Annotated in this window: 18 protein-coding genes and 1 riboswitch; of the genes, 11 read left to right on the top strand and 7 right to left on the bottom strand. The window is 38.7% G+C overall.

The features are described 5' to 3' along the window. Positions 1 to 160: 160 nt before the first annotated feature. On the bottom strand, positions 161 to 346 hold the full coding sequence (locus DL897_RS03300) for a hypothetical protein (RefSeq protein ID WP_113657678.1): 186 nt from the start codon (positions 344 to 346) through the stop codon (positions 161 to 163). Between the two features lie 229 nt (positions 347 to 575). Between DL897_RS03300 and DL897_RS03295 the strand changes: the two genes are divergently transcribed. After that, a complete protein-coding gene (locus DL897_RS03295; RefSeq protein WP_113657677.1) occupies positions 576 to 1,373 on the top strand; it encodes a CPBP family intramembrane glutamic endopeptidase in 798 nt (265 codons plus the stop codon). A 100-nt stretch (positions 1,374 to 1,473) separates the two neighbouring features. On the opposite strand, the gene DL897_RS03290 is transcribed toward DL897_RS03295, so the two are convergent. Continuing rightward, positions 1,474 to 1,662 (bottom strand): hypothetical protein, encoded by a 189-nt coding sequence (locus DL897_RS03290; RefSeq protein WP_113657676.1) that lies wholly within the window; start codon positions 1,660 to 1,662, stop codon positions 1,474 to 1,476. A gap of 437 nt (positions 1,663 to 2,099) precedes the next feature. Between DL897_RS03290 and sufC the strand changes: the two genes are divergently transcribed. The 5 genes from sufC to sufB are packed head-to-tail and all read left to right on the top strand — an operon-like array spanning position 2,100 to position 7,287. Further along, positions 2,100 to 2,885, top strand: a complete 786-nt coding sequence (sufC, locus tag DL897_RS03285) for a Fe-S cluster assembly ATPase SufC (RefSeq protein WP_113657675.1) — start codon at positions 2,100 to 2,102, stop codon at positions 2,883 to 2,885. A 15-nt stretch (positions 2,886 to 2,900) separates the two neighbouring features. Continuing rightward, the gene (gene sufD, locus DL897_RS03280; RefSeq protein ID WP_113657674.1) at positions 2,901 to 4,196 is read left to right on the top strand and encodes a Fe-S cluster assembly protein SufD; all 1,296 of its coding nucleotides are present in this window, start codon (positions 2,901 to 2,903) and stop codon (positions 4,194 to 4,196) included. After that, positions 4,193 to 5,413 (top strand): cysteine desulfurase, encoded by a 1,221-nt coding sequence (locus tag DL897_RS03275; protein WP_113657673.1) that lies wholly within the window; start codon positions 4,193 to 4,195, stop codon positions 5,411 to 5,413. Before sufD ends, DL897_RS03275 begins: the two co-directional genes overlap by 4 nt. Beyond that, positions 5,400 to 5,828 carry a Fe-S cluster assembly sulfur transfer protein SufU gene (gene sufU / locus DL897_RS03270; RefSeq protein ID WP_113657672.1) on the top strand — a complete coding sequence of 143 codons (429 nt, stop codon included), beginning with the start codon at positions 5,400 to 5,402 and terminating at the stop codon, positions 5,826 to 5,828. Before DL897_RS03275 ends, sufU begins: the two co-directional genes overlap by 14 nt. 34 nt (positions 5,829 to 5,862) lie before the next feature. After that, complete coding sequence (gene sufB, locus DL897_RS03265) at positions 5,863 to 7,287, top strand: Fe-S cluster assembly protein SufB (RefSeq protein ID WP_113657671.1); 1,425 nt, start codon at positions 5,863 to 5,865, stop codon at positions 7,285 to 7,287. A gap of 120 nt (positions 7,288 to 7,407) precedes the next feature. Here the strand turns inward: sufB and DL897_RS03260 are convergent, their stop codons facing one another. Further along, positions 7,408 to 8,259, bottom strand: a complete 852-nt coding sequence (locus tag DL897_RS03260; protein ID WP_113657670.1) for a glycerophosphodiester phosphodiesterase — start codon at positions 8,257 to 8,259, stop codon at positions 7,408 to 7,410. 523 nt (positions 8,260 to 8,782) lie between these two features. Next, a riboswitch (purine riboswitch) is annotated at positions 8,783 to 8,883 on the top strand. Between the two features lie 103 nt (positions 8,884 to 8,986). Here DL897_RS03260 and DL897_RS03255 point away from each other — a divergent pair. The 5 genes from DL897_RS03255 to DL897_RS03235 are packed head-to-tail and all read left to right on the top strand — an operon-like array spanning position 8,987 to position 14,371. Next, positions 8,987 to 9,457: a (2Fe-2S)-binding protein gene (locus tag DL897_RS03255; RefSeq protein ID WP_113657669.1), complete on the top strand. Its 471-nt coding sequence runs from the start codon at positions 8,987 to 8,989 to the stop codon at positions 9,455 to 9,457. A gap of 18 nt (positions 9,458 to 9,475) precedes the next feature. After that, on the top strand, positions 9,476 to 10,591 hold the full coding sequence (locus tag DL897_RS03250; RefSeq protein ID WP_113657668.1) for an XdhC family protein: 1,116 nt from the start codon (positions 9,476 to 9,478) through the stop codon (positions 10,589 to 10,591). An 11-nt stretch (positions 10,592 to 10,602) separates the two neighbouring features. After that, positions 10,603 to 11,181 carry a nucleotidyltransferase family protein gene (locus DL897_RS03245; RefSeq protein WP_168188621.1) on the top strand — a complete coding sequence of 193 codons (579 nt, stop codon included), beginning with the start codon at positions 10,603 to 10,605 and terminating at the stop codon, positions 11,179 to 11,181. Between the two features lie 2 nt (positions 11,182 to 11,183). Then, complete coding sequence (locus DL897_RS03240; protein WP_113657666.1) at positions 11,184 to 12,062, top strand: FAD binding domain-containing protein; 879 nt, start codon at positions 11,184 to 11,186, stop codon at positions 12,060 to 12,062. A 2-nt stretch (positions 12,063 to 12,064) separates the two neighbouring features. Next, on the top strand, positions 12,065 to 14,371 hold the full coding sequence (locus DL897_RS03235) for a xanthine dehydrogenase family protein molybdopterin-binding subunit (RefSeq protein WP_113657745.1): 2,307 nt from the start codon (positions 12,065 to 12,067) through the stop codon (positions 14,369 to 14,371). Positions 14,372 to 14,443: 72 nt separating this feature from the next. Here the strand turns inward: DL897_RS03235 and DL897_RS03230 are convergent, their stop codons facing one another. From DL897_RS03230 to DL897_RS03215, 4 genes are all read right to left on the bottom strand, one after another. Continuing rightward, positions 14,444 to 15,580 carry an N-acetyldiaminopimelate deacetylase gene (locus DL897_RS03230; RefSeq protein ID WP_113657744.1) on the bottom strand — a complete coding sequence of 379 codons (1,137 nt, stop codon included), beginning with the start codon at positions 15,578 to 15,580 and terminating at the stop codon, positions 14,444 to 14,446. A gap of 12 nt (positions 15,581 to 15,592) precedes the next feature. Then, positions 15,593 to 16,810, bottom strand: coding sequence for an aspartate aminotransferase family protein (locus DL897_RS03225; RefSeq protein WP_113657665.1), 1,218 nt, complete (start codon positions 16,808 to 16,810; stop codon positions 15,593 to 15,595). Between the two features lie 49 nt (positions 16,811 to 16,859). Continuing rightward, positions 16,860 to 17,570 carry a 2,3,4,5-tetrahydropyridine-2,6-dicarboxylate N-acetyltransferase gene (gene dapD / locus DL897_RS03220; protein ID WP_113657664.1) on the bottom strand — a complete coding sequence of 237 codons (711 nt, stop codon included), beginning with the start codon at positions 17,568 to 17,570 and terminating at the stop codon, positions 16,860 to 16,862. A gap of 270 nt (positions 17,571 to 17,840) precedes the next feature. Next, positions 17,841 to 19,175 (bottom strand): helix-turn-helix domain-containing protein, encoded by a 1,335-nt coding sequence (locus DL897_RS03215; RefSeq protein ID WP_113657663.1) that lies wholly within the window; start codon positions 19,173 to 19,175, stop codon positions 17,841 to 17,843. Positions 19,176 to 19,201 lie beyond the last annotated feature (26 nt).

Here is a 19,201-nt window from a genome sequence, read left to right as displayed (position 1 = left end):
GAGGGACATACACATGCATCGCTACGCTATAGAACAGATTACAACACGGGTAGAATAAGTGATAAAGAGGTAGATAACCTAATGAGCTCCAATGATGTTATCCACCTCTTTTATAAAGCTTCCTCTTAATCTGCCGCTGGAAACGCTGGTTTTTAAATCGTTAGAAAAAGAAATAAACCAAGGCACAGCCAATAATAATCACGACTGTATAAATCATACTTAATGAAAATACAGTTTTCCTCCTACTTCGATCATAATTTTCATTCTCTTTAACATTTTGGGCCATTCCTAATCGAATTGTAATGATAAGTGCAATAGCACAGATAATTAAAAGTAAAATTAACATTTTCTAAATCTCCTTTTTTGATCTGATAATTTATGAGGCTGATTTTACTTCATCTTATTTCAATGACCTTTACTTATATCATACGCAGTAGAATGAAATGAGCAAAGGGAAATGATCAAATAAAAAAACTTTGTCTAAATGCAGTATATAGGTATGATTGATTTAGAGAAATGTAGTAAACTGTTAGACAATAATGGAAAGTAAAAAATGAAAAACAGGTGAGATAATTATGATGAAAGCTTTAGAAACGATAGGGAAGATGGCAGGGCTTTTTATCTTGGTTCTATTTTTGACTGGAGTTTTTATGTTTATATCTGTTGATCCCATTATGCAACAGATAGCTATGATTTTATCTGTATTTATTTTTTATTATATATTTGAGAAAAAACGAGGTTGGCCACTTGGCTTTAAGCAAGAGAAGAAAGGACGACATTTTTTAGGTGGAGCACTATTTGGTATCATTCTTATGTCTCTTGTTTTTAGTGTTATCTGGCTGTTAGGTGGAATTCGAATCAATGGATTGATATGGGATCAATCGATATTTCAAGAGCTAAGTTACTGGCTAATTTTATTTATTGGGGTAGGATTTGCTGAAGAGCTCTTTTCAAGAGGGTACAATTATGGACTAGTCCAATACTTGTTCTCCACTAAACTAGCTGTGATCGTATCTTCTGTTTTTTTTGCACTCATGCATAGTTTTAATAAAAGTGTCTGGACCAATCCGCTTCCGATGGTTGAGTTAATTTTAGCTGGTGTTTTATTAGCTTTAGTTCGTGAAGTGACTGGGGGATTATGGGCACCCATCGGATTTCATTTCACATGGAACTTTTTTCAAGGTCCGATTTTTGGCTTTGAAGTATCAGGATTACCTATGTCTTCATTAATTCAAACAGAAGCAACTGGCAACTCTCTTATTTCTGGAGGACAATTTGGCGCTGAAGGAAGTATTATTAGCATCCTTATTACCTCACTCGCTATTATCTTTGTTTATGTGGTAGGAAAGAATCGATACAAAAATTCGCATTAAGAGGATTGATCAAAAAGTCTAAATACTTTCATGTGTGGCTTTTATGATGCAGGATTGTAATTATCTATAGGAACAACGGGAGAGACTATCGTAAGATGCTTTATTGATCATGATCCCTATGTTCCCGTTCAGAATGTTTTTTCTCTATTTCGTTGGATGAAATAGGAAGATACCATCCTTCACCGATATAGCGATATAGATGTCGATTTCGTTTGTGTAATGGACAATAATCACATCGCCCTCCAGGACGTTGTTTAAAACATTCAATACACCGAATCGGTTTATTCATCATGAAACCTCACTATAGGTATTTTATTTTAGCAGTATTTTAAAGCGAGCAAGAGCTCTTTTATTGTCTCTTGGGATTAGTAGCTTTTACATTAAAGAAAAACTAATCTTTCGGCTGGGAATGACTGGCTTAAAAAATTTTAGAGAATGGAAGGTTATTTAAGAAATGGGTATGAATATCATTTATTTGCACAGATAAAAAGGCAATACTAAGAAACAAAGAGAAGACTTTTACTTGATATACCAAAATGACTGAGATAGAATAGAATGAGAATCACATGATAATCACTATAAATAAGTTATCTCATGTGATATTTCTATGTTAACACATCCCCTTTACCCTGCAAACCGAGGGTTCCTATTTAATGATTCCCGAGTGCTGTTTTGGCATCTTCGGTTTGAAGATAAATGATGGAAATTTGATGGAGGAATGTAAATATGTCAGTACCAAAGCTAACCATTAAAGATCTACATGTGGCTATTGAAGGAAAAGAAATCCTTAAAGGAGTCAACTTAGAAGTAAAAGGTGGAGAGATCCATGCAATCATGGGACCAAACGGAACAGGTAAGAGTACACTCGCCTCTGCGCTTATGGGTCATCCAAAATATGAAGTGACAAGTGGCTCAGTCACTATAGATAATGAAGATTTGTTAGAGATGGAAGTAGATGAAAGAGCACGAGCTGGATTATTCTTAGCTATGCAATATCCAAGTGAAATCAGCGGAGTAACCAACTCCGATTTTCTACGTAGTGCACTTAATGCTAAACGCGGTGAAGGAAATGAAATTTCTTTAATGAAATTTATTCGTCAGTTAGATAAAAAAATGGAACTACTAGAGATGGATGAGTCCTTTGCTACACGTTATCTTAATGAAGGTTTTTCTGGTGGAGAAAAGAAGCGGAACGAAATTTTACAGTTGATGATGCTTCAACCTCGTATTGCGATTTTAGATGAGATCGACTCTGGCTTGGATATCGATGCACTAAAAGTTGTAGCCAAAGGGGTTAACTCCATGCGTGATCCAGAATTTGGCTGCCTTATTATTACCCACTATCAACGGTTGCTTAACTATATCAAACCAGATTATGTACATGTCTTTATGCAAGGCCGTATCGTAAAATCAGGTGGACCTGAATTGGCAGAGCGTTTGGAAGCTGAGGGATATGATTGGGTTAAAGAAGAGTTGGGTATCGAAGATGAAGCAGCAAATCCATCCGTTTAAGGTGAGGTAGATAAAATGAGTGTAGAAACCCCATATCAGTTTGACCGTCAAGTTATTACTCAACTCTCACAAGGTTTACAAGAACCCGACTGGCTCTTAAATTCTCGCTTAGAGGCATTAGAGCTTATTTCCAAACTCCCTTTGCCAAAAGTACAACAAACGAATATTCAAGGTTGGAACTTTACCAACTTCAAACCTTATAGTGAAGAAAAAGCAATTCAGCTTCATGAGCTACCTGAGAATGTAAAAAGTTATTTATTTGATGAGGACAATGGAAATATTTTAGTCCAAAAAAATTCCAATGTCGTTTTTACAAAGCTTCAAGATGAGTGGGCACAAAAGGGTGTCATCTTTAAAGATTTGAGTAAGGCCAGCCAGGAACATGGTGATTTGGTACAACAATACTTCATGACACAAATGAAAAAAGATGACCATCGTTTAGCAGCGATCCATGCAACTTTGTGGAGTGGTGGAGTTTTCTTGTATGTGCCAAAAAATGTTGAAGTAAGCGTTCCTTTCCAAAGTTTATTTTGGGCTACAGGCGAAAATGTAGGTGTATTGCCGCATATTTTAATTGTGGCAGAAGAAAATAGTCGGATTGAGTTTGTTGCAAACTATTTAGGGGAAAACCAAGTTACCTTAAATAATAGTGTGATTGAAGTTTTTGTAGGTCAAAACGCACAAGTTCGAGTAGCTACGATCAATAATCTTAGCGAGTCAGCTGTTGATGTCACCTATCGTCATGCTCATGTAGGACGAGACGGCAAAATGGAATGGATTATTGGTGATTTAAGTGAAGGGCGCATTATTTCGGATAATTCATCCAAGCTTCAAGACCAAGGCGGAATTGCCACTGTTAAAGCTGTAGCTCTAGGTGTAGGGAAAATGCGTGCAAATATTACCTCCAATATGGATCACTGGGGTACGTATACCGAAAGTGATATTCAAGTACGTTCTGTAATGAAAGATGAGGCTTCAAGTATCCTAAACAGTATTACCACGATTGAAAAAGGAGCGAGCAAAGCAGATGGACAACAGTCTGGGAAAGTATTAATGCTCAATCCGAAAGCACGTGGAGATGCCAATCCGATTCTCTTGATTGATGAAAATGACGTAACTGCAGGACACGCTGCAAGTGTAGGACGGATTGATCCTATTCAACTGTATTATCTCATGTCAAGAGGGGTTACGAAGGAAGAAGCAGAAAAGCTTATTATTTTTGGGTTTTTGGATGCTGTCATATCAGAAATTCCTTCTGAGTCCTTACGAAAAAATATTATTCGTGTGATTGAAGGGAAATTTCAATCATGAATGCCTATAAAAAAGATTTTCCTATCCTTCATCAAGAAGTAAACGGGCATCCATTGGTATATCTAGATAGTGCTGCGACATCACAAAAGCCTTATCAAGTCATTGAGGCGCTGGAGAACTATTATAAAAGTTATAATTCCAATGTACATCGTGGTGTACACACTTTAGGGAGTAAGGCCACTGATGCTTATGAAGGTGCCAGAGAAAAAGTACGTCGTTTTATAAATGCACGCTTTAGTAAAGAAATTATCTTTACTCGTGGTACAACTACAGCGATTAACCTAGTAGCAAGTAGTTATGCGCGTACTCACCTTCGTACAGGAGATGAGATTGTAATCACACCTTCTGAGCACCATAGTAACCTTATTCCTTGGCAGCAAGTAGCGAAATTAACAGGAGCCACATTAAAGTTTTTTCCACTTGAGCCGGATGGAACATTGGACCTGTCAAAAGTAAAAGAAACATTGACAGATTCTACAAAAATCGTTGCAATCCAGCATGTTTCTAATGTTTTAGGTACCATCCATCCGATTAAAGAAATTGCACAGCTCGTTCATCAACATGGTGGAATCATTTTAGTGGATGGTGCACAAAGTGTTCCACATATGAAAGTGGATGTGCAAGATTTGGATGCGGATTTCCTTGCTTTTTCAGCCCATAAAATGCTCGGTCCCACTGGAATTGGTGTATTATATGGAAAAGAGGCCCTACTTGAAGAGATGGAACCGATCGAATTTGGGGGAGAAATGATCGATCATGTCGATTTGTACGATTCTTCATGGAAAGAGCTCCCTTGGAAATTCGAAGGAGGAACTCCTATAATTGCAGGAGCTATCGGCCTAGGTGCAGCGATCGATTATCTACAAGCTATCGGGATGGAGAAAGTCGAAGCGCATGATCGTGCACTAACCAAACTTGCCTTTGAAAAGTTAAGTCAAGTTGAGGGAATTACGATATATGGTCCAAAAGAGAACCGCACTGGGGCAGTAACCTTTAATTTGGATGATGTCCATCCGCACGATGTAGCAACAGTGCTAGATGCAGAGGGGATTGCAGTTCGGGCTGGGCATCATTGCTGTCAGCCGCTGATGAGATGGCTTCAGGCTACTGCAACCGCACGGGCCAGTTTCTCTATCTATAATGATGAGCAGGATATTGATCGACTTGTAGAAGGCCTACAAAAAACAAAGGAGTATTTTGGAAATGTCTTTAGATGATTTATATCGGCGAGTCATTATGGATCACTACCAACGGCCTCGAAACCGTGGACAGATAGAAGAAGGCGCGGTCACAGTGGATCTAAATAATCCAACATGTGGTGACCGCATTTCTTTACAGATGCGTGTGGTAGATCATGTAATTCAAGAAGCCAAATTTATTGGAGAAGGATGTTCGATTAGTTTAGCTTCAGCCTCCATGATGACGGAGGCAGTTAAAGGTCTTACAGTAGATCAAGCCTTAGAACTTGTTGACTTGTTTTCAAAAATGATGCAAGGTGAAGAAATAGACTTTGACAAATTTCCTTTGGAAGATATTGAAGCTTTGACTGGTGTTTCCAAATTTCCGGCTAGAATCAAATGTGCTACGTTAGCATGGAAAGCATTGGAAAAAGGAGTTAAATCAGGTCAATAATTTGCAATTGACCTCAAATAAGGAGGAATAAACTATGGCTACTCAACTGCCTGAGTTCTCCGATTACAAATACGGTTTCCGTGATAAAGACGTATCCGTCTATCGTTCTAAACGGGGATTGTCTCGTGAAGTAGTCGAGGAGATTTCACGCTTGAAAGGTGAGCCTGACTGGATGTTGGAGTTTCGCCTTAAAGCGTTAGAGCAATTTTATAAAATGCCAATGCCAAGCTCATTAAATAGTAAATGGTTTTCATTGTTACCAGGTAAACTGGATGAACTAAATTTTGATGATATCACCTATTATGTGAAGCCTTCCGAACGCCAGGGGCGTTCTTGGGATGAAGTACCTGATGAAATCAAAAAAACGTTTGATAAATTAGGGATTCCAGAAGCAGAACAAAAATTCTTGGCTGGAGTATCTGCACAATACGAATCAGAAGTTGTTTATCACAATATGCAAAAAGAATTAGAAGAGCAGGGTGTTATCTTCTGTGATACAGATACGGCTGTCAAGGAGTATCCAGAATTACTGAAGGAATACTTTGGAACTGTCGTACCTCCATCCGATAACAAATTTGCAGCCCTGAATAGTGCCGTATGGAGTGGTGGAAGCTTCATCTATGTACCAAAAGGGGTAAAATGTGAAGTACCACTACAAGCTTACTTCCGTATTAACTCTGAAAACATGGGGCAATTTGAGCGGACCTTAATCATTGCTGATGAAGGAAGCTTCGTTCACTATGTAGAAGGGTGTACTGCACCGATTTATAGCACAGACTCACTGCATAGTGCTGTTGTTGAAATCATTGTTAAAGACTCTGCACGGTGTCGTTATACGACCATCCAAAACTGGGCACCTAATATCTACAACTTGGTAACCAAACGTGCGGTATGTGAAAGCCATGCACATATGGAATGGGTCGATGGGAATATCGGTAGTAAATTGACGATGAAGTATCCTGCTGTCATCATGAAAGGTGAAGGCGGTAAAGCTGACGTTCTGTCCATTGCCGTAGCAGGTAAAAACCAGCACCAAGATGCTGGAGCAAAAGTGGTAGCTTTAGCACCTAACTGTACATCGACAATTATTTCGAAGTCGATTAGTAAACAAGGTGGTAAAGTAACCTATCGTGGATTAACTAGCTTTGGACGTAATTCCCAAGGCTCAAAAGCCAATGTGAAGTGTGATACCTTGATCTTAGATAATGAGTCCACTTCAGATACAATTCCATATAACGAAATCAAAAATGATAACATTACTTTAGAACATGAAGCAACTGTTTCTAAAGTAAGTGAAGATCAACTCTTCTATCTGATGAGCCGTGGTCTTTCAGAAGATGAAGCTACCCAAATGATTATCATGGGCTTTATTGAGCCATTTACCAAAGAATTACCCATGGAGTATGCTGTAGAGATGAACCGCCTGATCAAATTCGAGATGGAAGGTTCCATTGGATAAGAGTGATTGATGGAGATAACTCAAAGATAAAACGAAGTGGCTAATCCCAAAAAATATACCCGTATCACATCATTCGTGGTACGGGTTTTTTATATTTTTTAGATAAGAAAGTTAGTCACCCTATTTCTTTTTGTTTCTTGGTACATAGTCTGGATAGTCTGTGATAATGCCGTCTACTTTAGCATTCAACAAGGGCTGGACTTGATTACGATCACGTACAGTCCAAGAATGAATTTTCATACCATTTTTATGGATTTGGTTAACTAGTTCTTTAGTAACCAGTGAGTAACTTGGGTTTACATAATCAGCATAGGTAGAAAATTCTTTTAGCTTTGTGTTAGAAAGATCATTTTTATTACTAGTCAATAGACCAATCGGGATTTCAGGTAAAAGGTGATGGAACTTTTTCATCGACTCAAAATTAAAAGATTGTACGATAATTTTTTCATTTTTTGGTCTATGCATCTTACGCTTTTTCAGCTCTTTGGCAACCTTTTCTTCGATACCAGGGTATAGCTCAGGAGATTTTAATTCAATTAGGATGCCGATTTTACCGCGAAACTGATCAAGTGCTTCAGCCAATGTCGGGATTTTTTCACCTGCGAATTGAGGGCTAAACTTGCTTCCAGCATCGAGTTGTCTAAGTTCTGCTAGGGTTAATTCTTTTACTTTCCCTTTTCCATTGGTTGTACGATCAACAGTGTTATCATGAATGATGACTAATTCTCCGTCTTTACTCATCTGTACATCCAGCTCAAAATAATCAGCTTTCATCTCTTTGGCTTTTTGGAAGGCAGCCATCGTATTTTCAGGAGCATATCCGGATGCACCTCGATGAGCAATCGTTTTGACGCGATATTTAGGATCGGATGGTTTCGACTTTGCCTGTACTGGAGTGGAAATTAGTGAAGTGAACAAACCTGTGATTAGGGCTGTAGATAATAGGAATTTACCGAGGTTTTTTACTAACATGTTCGTTGTACAGCTCCTTTATGAAATTGATTTTTAGATACTGGAGATCCGCAAGACATCTCTTTTTTAATATATCGAACCAATATGGATAAGTTATGAAGGAGATTTTACTTTTCGATTAATTTATTGTTTTTTATATTTATGAGGCTGATGATAGTAGATAAGTAGATTTAATCCATTAGCCAATCGACTCATGGGCATTAGGTAGAGAGACAGCCATTGATAATCAGTTACCTCTGTTTCTAGAAGATTTTCAGGATCAAATATCCCCAGAGCCTCTGAATATTTCCTATTTCTTCCTTAACTTCTCATAAACTAGCAGCTACAAGATTCGTGTCTAAAGTGTTACAGTGTCCGCTAGGAAAAGGTTGATTCTATCAAAAATGTTTTGTTCAAAATTAAGCAGATTAAGACTTTACTTGACAATATATTTAGAGAATAAAAGATGATTCTTGACATTTGGAAAAAGTTTTTTTAGAATAGGATTAGAGCGAAGGTGAAAGCGTTAACAACTTTATATCCATGATTGTTTTGGTAATCAACTCGTATAACCTTGACAATACGGGTTAAGGGTATCTACTGGAAACCGTAAATTTCCTAGCTACGAGAAAAAACCACCTTATTAGTGGCTTTTTCTCGTGGCTAGGATTTTTTTTACTGGTCACGAGTTTTTTTATCTTTATTTTAGTGTGCCCCTTTTAAAAAAGAAGGAAAGGGAGAGATAAGTGTGCCAGAAATCAATTTTACTGTAAATGGGAGATCTGTCAGTGTAAACACTTATCCAGCTAAAACACTCTTAGACGTACTTCGTGAAGATTTAGATCTCACAGGAAGTAAAGAGTGTTGTGGAAAAGGAGAATGTGGAAGCTGCTCTGTCATTGTAGGTGATGAAGTAGTCTGCTCATGCTTGATTTTGGTGGGGCAAATAGAAGGTGAGGAGATTCAAACAGTTGAAGGAGTGGGTAGTTTAGAACAATTAGATCCACTTCAAGTAGCTTTTTTAGAGTGTGGAGCAACACAATGTGGTTATTGTACACCTGGAATTATCGTTGCGGTAAAAGCGTATTTGGAAAAATTAAACCGTATTCCAACGCAAGATGAAATCAAAGAGGCATTGGCAGGAAACTTATGTCGTTGTACAGGGTATGTCAAGATTATTGAAGCAGTTGCAAAAGCGGCTAAACAGCAATTTGTGTGAAATAAGGGAGGAGAGCCTTTGAATCTCTTTCGAACATTGCTCCAATATGTCGATTTAAACCAAGAGGTATTTCTAATTACGATTGTTGGTGGAGAGGCAAAACATCGAATAGGTCAGCAAATATTGGTAGATATAACAGGAAATCGAATCGATAGCACTCATGATTCGGAATATTTAGACTTAATATCCGATCTATCAATTGTTCATAGAAAATCAGTTGGTAAGTATCTAGCTAGGTTTTCTGGCAAAGAGATTGAAATCATGGTAGAACCTATTTTACCATCACCTACTCTTTTGGTATGTGGTAGTGGACATATCGCTCAATATCTAGTGTCATTAGGGAAAATGCTTTCTTATCAGGTCATTGTAGTAGATGATCGACCTCAATATATCCATAGTCCAAGTTTCTCTCAAGCAGATCAGATTCGATGTGGTAGTTTTGACGAAGTATTAACTACTCTTACGTTTCATTCTGAATGCTATGCTGTGTTAGCAACACGAAGCCATCAGACCGATGCTGTTTGTTTAGCATCATTAATGGAGCGTTCATTATCGTATATCGGAATGGTATGTAGCAAACGAAAAGCACAAAGCATCTTCTCTTTGGTGAAAGATTGGGGACTAGATCATCGATTATATCCGCACATTTATGCACCTGTTGGTTTAGACATCCATTCGGAAACGCCTCAAGAGATTGCTTTATCTATTTTAGCGGAAATTCAATTGGTAAGGTATGGTGGAACAGGAAGACCTATTTCACAAATGGAAAGACAGAAAGTTCATACTTCCGATGAGGGGAGAATTAGACCTGAACTCGATATATTTGAAAAAATGGCTGAATCTTGGGAAGAAAAAAAACCATTTGCTTCTGTGACGATCATTGATGCTGTTGGACATGTACCTAGAGGAATTGGGAGTCGAATGATTGTCTGGGAAGATGGAACGATTTATCGCACAATTGGTGGCGGGAAGAGGGAAAGTGAGATTATTGAATATGCTGTCCACTGCTTAAAAGAAAGGAAAATAGAACGACAGGAAGTCACTTTTACAGGTAGTTACAACTCATCACAGCCGGTGTGCGGAGGACGCTTTACTTATTTTATACAACCATATTTTCCTAATTTTACTATATAAGGGGAAAAATGATGCATGCAGCGATTCTTTTAGTAGCAGGAAGGTCTTCACGAATGGGCAGTCTGAAAGGGCTTATAGAATGGCAGGGAAAGCTGCTAGTAGTTCATCAGATTGAGCAATTATTAAAGTCAAAAATAGAGCAAATGATTGTGGTATTGGGTTATCAATCTGAAGTGTATCAACCTATTATTTCTGAACTAGGCAGTTCAGTTACAATCGTATGGAACGAAAATTGGGAGCAAGGGAAAAGCTCATCCATTTTAAAAGGAATAACCGCTCTTCCAAAAGATTGTCGATCTATTTTATTTGTAAATATTGACCAACCGTTACAGTTTTCTGTAGTTAATCAATTGATTGATTCATTTGAACAGACAAAATCTCCTATTCATCTTCCTATATTTCATGGGAAAAGAGGGCATCCACTCTTGATTTCTTGCGAATTATTGCCTGCTCTTTCAACAATCAATGAGGAAGAACAAGGGTTAAAAAAAATCATTCGAGCCTATCAAAAGGACATTCGGTCTGTTGAAGTTGACGATCCTCACATTTTGTACAATTTTAATACACCGAAGGATATGAAGGGGGAGTAAACTTGAGAGTTTCAGAAATAGCAATGGTTACACCTAAAACGGTTATGGAATGCTTAATGTATTTATCGAATCGAGGACAAGATGCTCGCCTCCTTGCTGGTGGAACGGATGCGATCGTGCAAATGAAAGAAAAGGTAGGTAGACCAAAGATATGGATCAATATCGGAAAATTGGATGAATTAAGGTTTATCCGTGAAGTAGGTAATGAAATTCATATTGGCTCTCTCTCTACACATACAGAGCTCGCTAACTCTAAGCTAATAAGGTCTCGTGCTTCTGTATTAGCTGAAGCAGCAGAGCGAGTAGGAGCGACTCAAATTCGCAATATGGGTACAATCGGAGGGAATATTGCTACTGCTTCCCCAGCAGGAGATACTCTTCCTGCTTTATATGTGTTAGATGCTGAGTTGGAACTTCAATCATTCGCTAAAAAGAGAAGGATTAAAATTGCCGATTTCTTCCTTGGACCTAGGAGAACTTTATTACAAAATGATGAGATTATCACGAAGATCATCATTAAGCCCATGCAGGAGAATGAAATTGGTATCTTTGAAAAGTTAGGCCCGCGTCGTGCGCAGGCGATTTCTATTGTGAATGTAGCGATTAAGCTATCGATGGGTTCCAAAGCTCGTCAATGTTTGGCAGGGAAAATTGCATTTGGATCGGTTGCCCCAACCATCGTTCGTGCGTCGAAATGTGAAGCTATGCTCACCCTAGGTTTACTTACAGATCAGCATATTGAAGATATCGGTAAGGTAGCTTGGCGTGAAGTTTCCCCCATCTCAGATATACGGGCATCTGCAATCTATCGTAAAGACATGGCAGGTGCACTGTTAATCAGAGGATTATATCGACTCATGAAAAGGTGGGAAGATCAGTGAAGATGAAACAACGAGATAAGCAAAAAACTTATCAGTGGGTCGGAAAAAGAGTTCAGCGAAAAGATGGCCCCGAAAAAGTAACAGGCGATCTAAAATATATGACCGATTACAGGTATGAAAATATGGTTTGGGGCCGAGTGCTAAGAGCAAAGCACCCTTATGCAAAAATTAAACAGATTGATACGAGCCGGGCTGAAGCATACCCAGGAGTTATTTGTGTACTGACTTATGAGGATATTCCGGGATTTAATGGATTTGGAATTGTTGTCCCTGATCAACCTGTACTATGTCATGATTATGTTCGTTGTATGAGTGATGCTGTTGCACTCGTAGCAGCAGAAACGGAAGAAATTGCAGAAGAAGCTTTGCAACTGATTGATGTTGATTATGAAGTTTTAACTCCAGTGACTGATCCAGAAGAGGCGATGAAAGAGAATGCGCCCATGTTACATCCTTCGGGTAATGTTCATACCCATGTCCAAGTACAAAATGGAGATATCGAAAAGGCATTTGCTGAAGCAGATATTATTGTCGAAAATACTTACATTTCACCACGACAGATGCATGCTTTTATCGAAACAGAAGGGGGATGGGGAATTTTAGAGGAAGATGGCTCTCTAACCATTCGCTGTCCTGGACAATATGCTTTTCGTGATCGAATGCAAATAGCCCGTGTTCTCGCATGGAATCCACATCGGATTCATGTGGTTTCAAATCCTATAGGAGGTGGATTTGGTGGTAAAGATGAAATAACTGTACAAATTTATTTAGCACTACTCGCTCTCCATACAGGGGGTCGCCCTGTTAAAATACATTATAAACGAGAGGAATCTGTAATCGCAGGCATCAAAAGGCATCCCTTTAAAGTGAAAATGAAAACTGCTGCTAAAAAAGATGGAACATTGATTGCAAACCAAGTGATAGCATATGGAGATACAGGGGCCTACGCATCTTTAGGTGGAGCAGTCATTTCACTTGCAGTGGAACATAGTTGTGGTCCGTATTACATTCCCAATGTGGATCTTAACGGCTACTGCGTTTATACCAATAATGGAGTCTCTGGCGCTTTCCGTGGTTTTGGCGTAAATCAGGTTTGTTTCGCCATGGAGCAAAATATCGATATCATTGCTGAAAAGCTGGGGATTGATCCGATCGAAATACGTAAGAAAAATGTTTATCATCAGGGAGGTATTTCTAGTGTAGGACATCGTGTTACTGCAAGCGTAGGTACATGGGAAACTCTTGATGTAGCTGAAAAAAGTGACTTGTGGCAACGTAGACATCATTATAAAAACAACCCTTCTGAACCTTGGAAGAAGAGAGGGATTGGTATAGCTAGCTCCTTTCATGGGATTGGAATGGGGATTGGACTTCCTGATTATGGGGCAGCAACGATTGAGCTATTGCCAGGAGGGAGATTTTTAGTTGGAGTTTGTTCGGAAGATATAGGTCAAGGTAATGGAACCGTATTTGCTATTGTCGCAGCCGAAGCACTACAGTGTCATCTGGATGATATTGATGTGATTCAAGGAGATACAAAACTTACATTAGATAGTGGAACGGTATCCGCATCCCGTTCTACCTATGTAGGAGGTAACACGATTTTAGCAGCTGCCCCAAATATGATTCAGTTGTTAATTCATACAGCTGCTGAGATCTTTGACATTGATCCAGAGTTTGTGGAGCACCGTGACGGCAAATTATGGAAGACCATACCTGTTCAAGGTAAAGAAGTTTTGTCCTATGCTGAGATTTACGACTATTTATATCAGCATCGTCGAGAAACGAAAGTGGAAGGTCACTTTATGGTACCTACCGCAGAGAAAATGATTGGGAAGAATGTGGGAATGCCTCATAAAGTTTATGGATATCAGACTCATCTAGTGCTCGTTGAAGTGGATATGTTAACGGGTGAAACGGAGGTACTTCAAGTTCTTTCGATTCCTGACTGCGGTAAAGTGATCAATCTTCTTGGATTAGAGGGGCAAGCTGAGGGAGGAGCTGTAATGGGGATAGGTTATACTTTATATGAAGATACGGTCATAGAAAATGGATTATATAAAACAACGAACTTTACCAATTATATTTTACCAACTTTTAAAGAGACTCCTCACATTCAGACGATTCCGGTTGAATCGGATGAAAAAAGCGGTCCATTTGGTGCAAAAGGGATAGGAGAGGTGGTCATGATCCCCATTATCCCAGCGATTGTTCAAGCTATTTATGATGCAACAGGTGCACGAATTCGTCATCTACCAGCTACTCCAGAACGGGTATATCAAGCGATGAAAGAGCAAGGAATGATATAAGAAAATGGATATGAAGTAAATGAAGCTAAGAGCTCATCGACAAAGCCAAAAGAAGATGAGCTCTTGGTATAACTACATATGATGTTGATTTGACATATGTTCGATATATTGGGTCATTGTCTCGATTCCTACTTTAATAGCCCCTTCTTGGGGTTCAATCTTAGGATGATGGAGACTATATGGAGTTTCTACTCCTAGCCAAAACATCATACCAGGAATCTCCTGTAGAAAATAGCCGAAGTCCTCCCCAGTCATGGCTTCACGACATTCAATGAGTTGATAGTTTGTATGATTTTGCACCCAATTCATAAAGTCCAAGGTGATAGTCTTTTCATTATTAACCTGACAGTAACTTACTCCCCAGTCGATAGTAGCTTGACAGGCGAATCCATGTTCAATTCCCTTTACAATTTCTTGGATCCGTGACTTTATTTTGCTCATTGACTCTAAAGATAGGGTTCGAATGGTTCCTTCAATTCGCCCGTGCCCAGAGATAATATTTTGTACTGTACCGACAGACATTTTACCAATGGTTATCACAGCAGAGTCAAGCGGATCGATATTACGTGAAATAATGCTTTGTAACTGTAAAACGAGCTCAGAAGCAGCAATAGCCATATCATTGGCTAAATGGGGACGTGCCGCATGCCCACTTGTACCCATAAGATCGATAAATAACTCTGACGTGTTCGCAAATAAAATTCCGGGACGAGTCGCAATCGAACCTACTGGATATTCAGGAGCGATATGCAAAGCGAAAATTACATCAGGTTTCCAAGTATTAAATTCTTTACTTTTAAGCATGGGTAGAGCTCCACCCGTACTTTCCTCCGCTGGCTGGAAAATAAACAATAAATCATCTGAGATTGGATGATGAACAAAATAAGTTAAGATACCTAAGGCAATAGCCATATGCATATCATGACCACAAGCATGCATATATCCTTCGTGTTTCGAGCGAAAAGGGTAAGTTGTTTCCTCAGTGATCGGAAGGCCATCGATATCCGCCCGATAACCGATACATTTCATTGGCTTCGTTCCAGGAATACGGACAAAAAGACCTGTTTTCCATTTTTTTATATGCAACCGTTCTGAAGGTAACGTTGCTAAATAAGTAAGGATATATTGTTGCGTTTTATATTCAGCAAAGCCAAGCTCAGGTATTTGATGAAGGTCTCTCCGTATTTGGATGAAGGTCTCAGTGGAAATACGGTTCATGAGTTAATCTTCCTTTACTGATAATCGATAAGAAATATAGTGCTCAAGTTTATTGATAAAGAAATCGATTTCTGCTGCAGAAAGTGTGAGTGGTGGTAACAGTCGAATGACCGTTTTTGCAGTGACATTCACTAAAATTCCTTCTTGGAGTAGATATTGCTGTAGCTGTTGTACTTCATCGGAATTCAAGTGGGTACGAATTCCTAACATCATCCCTTTTCCATCTATATAATGAAGGATTTGTGGATATTTTTTTTGTAGAGCTGTTAATTGATCCCATAATTCTTCAGCTGCCTGTCTACCTCGTTCTAACTGACCTTCTTCGAGTAGGACATCTAATACGGCATTTCCAAGTGCAGCACTGAGTGGGGAAGGGGCAAAAGTCGTTCCGTGATCGCCATATTGAAATACATTGGCCAAATGAGATGCAGCGATAATGCCACCTAAAGGCAAACCACCACCAATCCCTTTAGCAAAGAGAATGAGATCAGGTTGAAATGAAAAATGTTGGTAGGCAAATAGTTTTCCAGTTCGACCGATACCAGTTTGAATTTCGTCTAGTGCAAAAATCATTTGCTGCTCATTACAAATTCGGCGAATCGCCATTAAATATTCAGAAGAGAGTGTGATGACTCCACCAGCACCAAGGACTGGTTCCACTAAAATAGCTGCTGGCTGTTCCTTTATACAAAGCTCTTCTAACTCCTCAATTTCATTGACCTCCACTTCATAGATGGGAAAAGATAACTGTGGAAAATCCTGATAAACACTGGGTTGGCGAGTTAACCGTAATGCACCTAGTGTACGACCATGAAAACTGTTTTTAAGAACAACGATTCCGTTTTTATGGCTTTTTGTTTTACTAATCCACTTCGAAATAAGCTTGATAGCTGCTTCTGTCGCTTCAGCTCCTGAATTCGTATAGAATACTTTTCCACCTGGTAGTGTATGCTCAACCAGTCGCTTTGCAAGTTGGATAGCAGGTGGATTTAAAAATAGGTTGGAAATATGCAAAAATCGGTGTCCCTGCTCTTCAATCGCTTGAACTATACGTGGATGTAAATGACCTAGTATATTAACTGCAAGTCCAGTAAATAAATCTAAATACTTCTTCCCTTCTGTATCATAAAGATAATTTCCCTCAGCACGTTCAATTGCGATTGGAATGCGCTTGACCGTGGACATCATATAGCGGTTATCCAATTCATGCCACTCGTTCATATTTTCCTCTCCTTTAATATAAAAAGAAAGCCCCGTAGGGCTATCCATTTTAAAGATGACGTAGTTCTTGTTTGATCTCTGTTTTAGAGCGAGTTTTTTCATCAATTTCTTTGATGACACGTGCAGGTGTACCAGCTACGACTGTATTAGGTGGAACATCTTCGATCACAACGGCCCCAGCTGCTACCACAGACCCTTTTCCAACACGAACGCCTTCGAGAATGACTGCATTGGCACCAATGACTACATCATCTTCGATAATAACTGGCGTCGCTGATGGAGGTTCAATAACACCAGCAATAACAGTACCTGCACCAATATGACAATTCTTACCGATCGTTCCACGACCACCAATGACAACGTTCATATCTACCATCGTACCTTCACCGATGACTGCACCAATATTAATAACAGCACCCATCATAATCACAGCGTTATTTCCTATTTCAACATTTTCACGAATAATGGCACCTGGTTCAATACGAGCTTGAATATTTTTCATATCAAGTAAAGGGATTGCTGAGTTTCGACGATCATTTTCGATGACAAAATCCTCGATCTGTTCCGAATGGGCTTCCAAAATCGGCTGAACTACTTTCCAGTCGCCAAAAATAATCCCTGCATTTCCTGAAATAAAAGTTTGGATTTCTTCAGGAAATTGAATTTCGTCTAATTTACCTTTTATATGTACTTTCACGGGCGTTTTCTTTTCGCTTTTTTGTATAAATTCAATAATTTGATTTGCATCCATTAATTTCACTTTAGCACATCCTTTCTCCAGCTTCTTTTCAAAGTATATCACAACCGGTTTCAAATCAATAAGCACTTATATTAAAAACGAAAAAATATGAAAAAGAAACATAGTAAAATGCCTATGAATTTGTAAATCCTATGTAGTCTAGTGTTTGTAATTATAATCGATGGAATATAAAAAACCCAGCGTTTCTCTTTAATTTCCGCTGGGCCTTAAATGTTTTTATATCAGAGGTTGAAAAAAGTATTGGTAAATAAACTGAAGAAAAAGAAACTGTTAAGAAGTGTACTTTAAGCTTAGATTCATTTTATTAAGGTGGCTGGTACTTTTAAGGCGATACATCTTTCTCATACAATTCTGAAACTCCGTCTCATTTTGTCCATCATAGCAACGTGCCAAACTGAACCATAATTTATATTCTTTTTCTGTATACCCATGTTTTTGAGCAAGTTCAATTGCTTTTAAATAATATTGAATTGCTTCAGATGAATTTCCCATTGAGTAGCATAAATCTCCTGTAATCAACAAGTTAGAGACAAGTCGTTCAAAATCTTGGAATTGCTCTGCATATTGGATGGCAGAAAGTAAGTGATTATATGCTTTTTCTTTACGATTAAGCTGGATGTAAAGCATAGCTAGACTAGAGTAGGCAGTACTGTTAATATCACTGGCCGTAAAATGTTCCTCTAATTTAAGAGCAGTTGTTAGAGCTGTTTCAGCTAAATCCCATCTTTTTTCATGAGTGTATATATTTCCAATCAATACCCAAAGCGTGAACATGGAAGAGTAGACTTTGTTTCTTCTAGCAATCTCGATTCCTTCAATTGCATACTGTACAGCTTCATCAGTAAGACCAGACTGAAAAGAAAACTCTGAGCGTAACCAATAGAGCTGCAATAATGAGAATAGATCATCTGCAGTTGATATAGAGTTCCATATTTCTTCAATGAGTCGCATTCCTTCAGTATGACGGCCAAGACGGTGCAAGAAAAGACCTTTGTTGGCGTAAAGACGAATACGAATGTGTGGAAGTTCACCATCAGGGACAAAGGCTTGAATCCCGCTATTCGTATACTCTAGTGCTTGTTCAATTCGATTTTGACAGAAGTGGCTGAATCCAAGTAGTAAGTATGATGCTGCTTCAATGTTATGCTCCTTGTATGAATGATGTTGTGCACTCCGTAAGGCATTGTAAAAAGAACGCTCTGCTTGTTTCCATTTTTTCTTTGAGAGATAACAGGAGCCCTTGTAGTAATAGTAATGGGAAATGTATGGATGATTATCATCGAGGTTTAGTTGTTCAAGTTTGTCCAGAGCATCATCTACATGACCGATTTGTTGTAGAGATGAGATTGTCAAAAAATCAAATTGAATCTTTCTTAGATCTTCTTGTTCTTTGACAAGCATTTCGGGTAGTTTATGCATTGGAAGATCAAGTTTCTCTAATAAATAAGAGACCTTTTCAGGACTAACATGGGCTACACCACGTTCGATGTTGCTGACTGTGGCAGGAGAAATGTTTTCATCAGCTAAGTCTTCTAATCTTAATCCCCGCTGTTTCCGCACTTTACGAATGACTTCACCAATTTCATGTAAAGCTAAGGATTTCATTTGATTTCACCTCTTTTATTTTTTAT

The organism is Thermoflavimicrobium daqui (genome assembly GCF_003313465.1).
Taxonomy (GTDB): domain Bacteria; phylum Bacillota; class Bacilli; order Thermoactinomycetales; family Thermoactinomycetaceae; genus Thermoflavimicrobium; species Thermoflavimicrobium daqui.
The sequence above is the reverse complement of the archived record's forward strand: the minus strand, read 5'-3'. Positions and strand labels throughout refer to the sequence as shown.